The sequence below is a fragment of the Calothrix sp. CBUCES-K 9914 genome, from assembly GCF_059640475.1.
Map to the genome: position 1 here is coordinate 1 of NZ_JBXXZH010000475.1, position 3205 is coordinate 3205.

Sequence of the window (3205 nt, forward strand, 5' to 3'; positions counted from 1 at the left end):
ATATTGATGGCTTCCAGACTTGGATTTTAAACTTTGCTAAATACGGTTTTCGTAGAAGGCGCCCAAGAAGTGCTGAGTTAAGGGTGCTGAGTGCTGAGGAAGTTGATAATGCGAAAAAGTAATTTCTTAACTATCAAAAATTGCTCCATTTAAATTTGCATCTGTTAAATTTGCATCTTTCAAATTTGCATCGCGTAAGTCGGCGCCACGTAAATCGGCATTTTTTAGATTTGCGTTGCTTAAGTTGGCGCCGCGTAAACATGAACCAGATAAATTCGCCGCTGTTAAATTAGCGCTGTTCAAATTTACATTGCTCAAATACATACCCATCAAGTTAACACCTGTTAAATTAGCTGCACTGAGGTTGTGCGTAAAATCTTGTACATATTTAAGATTGGCTTTACTGAGATTCGCGTTAGTTAAATTAATATGTGTGAGCTTGACGCGGCTTAAATTAGCACCACTCAAATTAACGCCAATTAGATTAGCTGGAAATTCGCCCTCTGGGTCACTAAGTTGTGCTTCACTTAAATCAGCATCGCTCAAATCAGCAAACAATAAGTTAGCACCCTCTAATCTTGCTTTCGTCAGATTGGCGCCTACAAGTTTAGCTTCGCGCAAATCAGCACCGCTTAAGTCAGCACCAGTTAAATTTGCACCAGATAAATTGGCGCCGCTTAAATTACTATTACCAAGCTGAACGCTACTTAGGACTGCGTTTTCCAAGCAGGTGCCTGGAGCAATTAAATAGGCACCTGTTTTAGCTACGTCAAAATTCTCAGGAAAAACAGTAGCTTTGTTATAGACAGCGTGTTGAAGGTTGGCACCGTCTAAATTTACATGGGCTATATTCGCATCAAGTAAATCAGCACGGCTTAAACGGGCGCCTCGCATATCCACGTTTTTTAACTCAGCTTTACGCAGCGTAGCCCAACTCAAATTGGCACCACTTAGATTAATTCGATTTAGTTTAACTTCACTAAAATTTACACCGCTTAAATCAGCACCACTAAGATTGGCGCCATCAAGCATCGCGCGAGTTAGTTTTGCACCACTCAAATGAGCATTTTTGAGATTAGCATTTTTGAGATTAGCACCATATAAATTTGTATTATGTAGGTTGGCATTTTCAAGGTTCGCATTACTTAAGTCGGCATAGCGTAAATCAATACCGCTAAAATCAGTACTGTTTAAATTAGCTCTATTCAAATTGATATTATTAAGTACACATCCAGTAAATTGAACTCCTTCTAATTCGACATCAGTAAAATTACGCTCTCCATTTTGATAGCGTTTTAACAGTTCTTCACGGTTAATTTCTGTTCTATCTTGTGCTGTATACATTTGATTTAGTAACAGTAGCATTCGCTCTATCTTAAATTCAGTATCGTTCAGTTTTTTAGTTTTGGTATTAGTATTTGGATTACTGTTATTTTCTTTGGCAGAGACAGAAACTGTTTCAATCGCTTCTAAATAAAACCCTGTAGAGTGTAATGATAAATCAGAATCTAAATTAGAACTAGAATTAGTATAGTCTTTTATCTCAGAAGGGTTTAAACCTATTTTTTGATAAAAAATATTTTGTAAATCAGCTATTTCCCACTGTAGACTTTCTACAATTTGAACATCAGGTCGGTTGTCAAATTTATCTATTAAATTATCTAACTCACGTTTCATTCCTTGTAAATACTTTTTGAGTGCCACTTGCTGACGTTCCATCTGGTCGATTCTAGAAGTCAAAGACAAAAATTCCAGTTCCGAGTTAGAAATATTCATAAATTAATAAATATAGAGTAAAGTGCCAACCTGATAACCTGGATGCTATGAACATAAAAGAATTCGTATCTATTGAATTCCTTTATCTATATTTCCCAGATTCAGACTTTCTGTAACAGAAGTCAGGGAAAGGTGGGAAGGTGGGAGAATCAAATTAGGTAGAGGACATGGCGATGCGAACCGTAGCGGAAATCAACGAAAAAATTAGCCAAAAAAAAGCGGTAGTTTTAACCGCTTTTGAAGTCAAGGCAAGGGTTGCAGAAGTTGGTGTTACTCAAGTTGCTAAACAAGTCGATGTTATTACCACTGGGACTTTTGAACCAATGGAATCGAGCGGCGCCATCATAAATTTGGGGCACACTGACCCACCGATTAAAATTCGGCGTTGCTGGCTTGATGGTGTACCAGCATATTCAGGATTTGGGGCTGTTGATTTATACCTTGGCGCCAGTTGTGTGGTGGAAACAAAAGACTCCGAAGAAGCGCGCGTTCGTAAAGCTGCACCCAAGGTATTACGTGGTGGGGGTCATGTTATAGAAGATTTGGTAGCTGGCAAACCAATACAGTTAAGGGCAGAAGGGCAAGTTACTGATTGTTATCCCCGCGCGACATTTGAAACGACTATTTCGCGCGAAACTATAAATCAGTTTTACTTATTTAATCCCAGAAATCTTTATCAAAATTTTATAGTTGGTGTAAATGGAGGGGATAGAACATTATTCACATATTTAGGTCCTTTACAACCCCGTTTAGGAAATGCAGTATACTCAAATCCGGGTGCAATATCACCGCTTCTTAACGACCCAAATTTACAACTTGTTGGTATTGGTACGCGGATTTTTCTAGGTGGTGGAATTGGCTATGTCGCATGGGAAGGTACTCAGCATTTTCCTTTGCAAAAACGTTTACCGAATGATACCCCGATTGGCCCTGCTGCAACTTTAGCATTGATTGGCGATGCGAAAACAATGGATTCCCGTTGGGTGCGAGGCTGCTACTTTAAAAATTACGGACCTTCTTTGATGTTAGGTGTAGGAGTTCCCTACCCTGTACTTAGTGAGGAAGTCATTGCTCGCTGTGCTGTTCAAGACACAGAATTAGTGGCGCCAGTTGTAGATTTTTCAATTCCTCGACGTGTTCGTCCTACATTTGGTTTAGTTAGTTATGCCCAACTTAAATCAGGACGCATTAATATCGAAGGTAAAAATGTCAGAACTGCTCCGCTTGCAAGTATGTATCTCTCTTTACAGGTTGCAATTGAGCTAAAACAATGGATTGAGGCAGGTGAATTTACTTTAACCGAACCTGTTGCCCCAATTCCTATGGAGCGCTCATTTTTACCACAAGATAGATGGACGGAGTTTTAAGTAATGAGTGCTGAGTGCTGAGTGCTGAGTAATGAGTGCTGAGTGCTGAGTGCTGAGTAATG

At 39.3% G+C, this 3205-nt stretch carries 2 protein-coding genes; one reads left to right on the forward strand and one right to left on the reverse strand.

Annotated elements, in window-relative coordinates:
* Positions 1 to 126: 126 nt before the first annotated feature.
* Positions 127 to 1776, reverse strand: a complete 1650-nt coding sequence (locus AC2JBO_RS44120; protein ID WP_496959942.1) for a pentapeptide repeat-containing protein — start codon at positions 1774 to 1776, stop codon at positions 127 to 129.
* A gap of 173 nt (positions 1777 to 1949) precedes the next feature.
* Between AC2JBO_RS44120 and AC2JBO_RS44125 the strand changes: the two genes are divergently transcribed.
* Complete coding sequence (locus tag AC2JBO_RS44125) at positions 1950 to 3143, forward strand: homocysteine biosynthesis protein (protein WP_496959943.1); 1194 nt, start codon at positions 1950 to 1952, stop codon at positions 3141 to 3143.
* Positions 3144 to 3205: the final 62 nt, after the last annotated feature.

Excerpts from the sequence above, each read along its gene's own strand:
- AC2JBO_RS44120 (WP_496959942.1), bottom strand. The coding sequence starts at position 1,776 with ATGAATATTTCTAACTCGGAACTGGAATTTTTGTCTTTGACTTCTAGA.
- AC2JBO_RS44125 (WP_496959943.1), top strand. The coding sequence starts at position 1,950 with ATGCGAACCGTAGCGGAAATCAACGAAAAAATTAGCCAAAAAAAAGCG.